General features: G+C 73.0%; 4 protein-coding genes. 2 read left to right on the top strand and 2 right to left on the bottom strand.

Annotated elements, in window-relative coordinates; genetic code table 11:
- Positions 1–358: 358 nt before the first annotated feature.
- Positions 359–1,390, bottom strand: a complete 1,032-nt coding sequence (locus tag HF519_RS29790) for a DNA polymerase IV (RefSeq protein WP_169416281.1) — start codon at positions 1,388–1,390, stop codon at positions 359–361.
- 225 nt (positions 1,391–1,615) lie between these two features.
- Here HF519_RS29790 and HF519_RS29785 point away from each other — a divergent pair, with 225 nt between their 5' ends.
- On the top strand, positions 1,616–2,029 hold the full coding sequence (locus tag HF519_RS29785) for a hypothetical protein (RefSeq protein ID WP_169416280.1): 414 nt from the start codon (positions 1,616–1,618) through the stop codon (positions 2,027–2,029).
- Between the two features lie 170 nt (positions 2,030–2,199).
- Positions 2,200–2,670 carry a hypothetical protein gene (locus HF519_RS29780; protein WP_169416279.1) on the top strand — a complete coding sequence of 157 codons (471 nt, stop codon included), beginning with the start codon at positions 2,200–2,202 and terminating at the stop codon, positions 2,668–2,670.
- 58 nt (positions 2,671–2,728) lie between these two features.
- Here HF519_RS29780 and HF519_RS30750 read toward each other — a convergent pair.
- Positions 2,729–2,933, bottom strand: a 205-nt coding sequence (locus HF519_RS30750; protein ID WP_211170777.1) for a hypothetical protein, incomplete at its 5' end; no start/stop codon positions are given.

The following is a 2,933-nucleotide window of genomic DNA, read 5'->3' as shown; positions in this document are numbered from 1 at the left end:
GGGTTGGCGTCGGGGCGCGGGAGCTCGCCGGGGAGCCGGGTCGGCGGCCGCACCCAGGGCGGTCTCCTCACGCTGCGCCTTCTGCCAGGCGCCCGTCACGCGGGTGGCGAAGCCTTCCCTGCTGGTCGCGGGTGAACGCGGCCGGGACGAGCCCCTGGGCCCCCGCCGAAGGCGTCGCTGAGCCCTGCCAGGGTCACGAGACCACCGCCGCGGCCTCGGCTGCGGCACCGTCCAGCTCGGCCGCCGAGGCCGTTGCCGGCTGCGAGGCCGCGGTCGCCGCCGCCGGGGACACCGCGGCCACGACCGCCGTCCCGGCATCGCCGACAGCCAGCAGGCGGTCCCTCGATGTACGGGCACCTCAGGGCGGGGCGAACTCCGCCCGCACCCCCAGCAGCCGCACCGGGCGGTCATGCTCGAACCGCTCCACCACCTCGAGAGCGGCGGCCTCGATCTCTCCCGGATCGCTCGTGGCGGACCTGAGCGTCGTGCTGCGGGTCTGGGTGAAGAACGGCGCGAACCGCACCTTGACGGCTACCCGCACCGCGGGCCGGCCCTCCTCGGCGACGTCCACCGACACCCGCCGGGCGAGCGTGGCCACCTCGGCCCGGATCTGCGCCCAGTCGTCGAGGTTGCGCTGGAACGTCGTCTCCCGGCTGCGGGACCGGGGCACGTACGGCGAGCCGACGACCTCCTCCCGCCCGATCCCGCGGGCCGACCGGACGTACCACGGCCCCATGGTCGGACCGAGTTGCTCGCCGAGCCGGCGCGGTGAGGCCTCGGCGAGCTGGGCCACAGTGGACAGACCGAGGCCGGCGAGTCTGCGGGCGGTCTTGCGGCCGATACCCCACAGGGCGTCGGTCGGCCGGTCGCCCATCACCTCGAACCAGTTCGCCCGGGTCAGCCGGAACATGCCGGCCGGTTTACCCAACTCCGTGGCCATCTTGGCCCGAAGGGTGTTGTCGCCGATGCCCACCGTGCACGACAGCCGGGTGCGCTCGCGCACGGCGCGCTGGATGTCGCGGGCCAGAGCCTCGGGGTCGTCGGTCTCGGCGCCGAGGAACGCCTCGTCCCAGCCGAGCACCTCGACCACCACCCCGACGTCGCGCAGAACCGTCATCACCTGTGCCGAGGCATTCTCGTAGGCGTCTCGATCGGTCGGCAGGAACACCGCATCGGGACAGCGCCGGGCGGCCAGACGCAGCGGCATTCCGGAGTGGACCCCGAACTCCCGGGCCTCGTAGGAGGCGGTGGCGACGACGGCCCGCTCCCCCGGGTCCGCGGATCCGCCGACCACCAGCGGGCGCCCGGCCAGCTCCGGATGGCGTAGCACCTCGACCGCGGCGATGAACTGGTCGAGGTCGACGTGCAGCACCCAGCGAGCCGAGGACACGGGTGCAGTGTGCCGCGGGAACCTGCGCGGCGGCACCGATCTCGCACACAGTTGCGGAGTCCGTGGCGCCGGGGTCAATGAGCGGCCGATCGGGTGGCAAGTCGACTGCCATCAACTCGTTCGGTGATCAAGACAGACACGATAGGGCGACGAGCGCTCCTTCCGGTTAACGGCTCGGGCAGGCTGATGCGATCTCCAGTCATCACGGACTCGCGGAGGGGCGACATGGACGCGGACATCAACAGCGGCGGCGATGACATCCACATCGGACACTCCGATGTGGTGGTGCCGCGCCAGCGCGCGCCCCGGGTCCGCGACGCCGCCCGCGCCGAGGTCCTGGTGCGGTACGCACGCCTGATGCGCATCGGACGTCCGGTCGTCTGCCTACCGAGCCGGGCCGAGCTCTCGGGCGAGGCGCCGCGGCGGCAGGGCAGAGGCTCCGACGGCAAGGTGATCTACCCGGACCGGGAGTCCGCCGAGGCGGCTGCCCGTGAGCTCGAGCGGCTGGGCTCCCGCGCGCTACGGGCCTACATGTGCAGCCGCTCGCGACACGGGCACTACCACCTCACGACCGACTTCGTCGCGGAGCGCAACCGGGCGACGCTGGAGATGCGTATCCCTCGCCAGCGCTCGGCGTGAGCACCGGCGAGCACACGCCGGCGCGCCCCCGCCGCGTGGAACATCGGTCGTCCCGGTCGGGCACGGCCTACCGGACGCCGACCTGATCGCGCAGGCCGAGGTGGCCGATCGCACCGGTTCCTGTCATCGTTCGATCGATGGGGCGGTCGAGTGGACGAGAAGGCGTGCGCGTGAGGCTGACATCGGCCGACATCGGAGCGTGGCTCTTCCGGTGCAGTCCACGTTCGTGGGCCGACGCGGCCGGTGACGGCCGGCCCGTCGACGGCTGGTGTGTTCTCGCGACCTACCGCCTGGAGCTGATCAGCCCTGGCCAGCCGGCGGTTCTCTGGGTGACCGGCAGCAGGGGCACCCGGCCGGAGCCGGGGATCTGGATGGCAGGGTTCACGACGGGCGAGGTCGATCCCGGCAGCGGTGACCGCTCTCCGGGTGATGGAGCAGCCGGGCAGAAGCGCCGTCCTCGCGTCGGCCTGCGGATGACCGGACTGCAGTCACCGGTTCCCAGGGACCGGCTCCGGACCGATCGACGTACCGAGCGGCTCGAAGTGCTACGTGTCGCGCACGGCAGCAACCCCTCCTACCTCACTCCGGAGGAGAAGGCGGCGGTGGAGGAGATGATCGGCGGCTGGCCGCACCCCGCTTGATCCTGCGACGCGTCGAGCGACCGCGATCCGGCCAACCGATCCGCGTCACGACGAAAGCTCAGCGGCCCACGTCGGCGAACGCCCCCGCCAGGTCGCGGGCCCCGGCCTTGAGCCGTTGCGTGCACTGCACCGCGTTCGCGCCCCGCCGGCAGGTGCGCGGCGGTGCGTCGGCCAGGGCCGCCACGTCCTTGTTTTGCCGGAATCCCGGGCCGTGTGCTCCGCTCGCACCAGTGGCGGCGGCCGTACAGGCGCGGGGCGGGGAG

The organism is Pseudonocardia bannensis (assembly GCF_012911875.1).
In the GTDB taxonomy this organism is placed as follows: Bacteria; Actinomycetota; Actinomycetes; order Mycobacteriales; family Pseudonocardiaceae; genus Pseudonocardia; species Pseudonocardia bannensis.
Note: the sequence above shows the minus strand (reverse complement) of the source record. Positions and strands in the feature narration are given on the sequence as shown.

Excerpts from the sequence above, each read along its gene's own strand:
- HF519_RS29785 (WP_169416280.1), top strand. The coding sequence starts at position 1,616 with ATGGACGCGGACATCAACAGCGGCGGCGATGACATCCACATCGGACAC.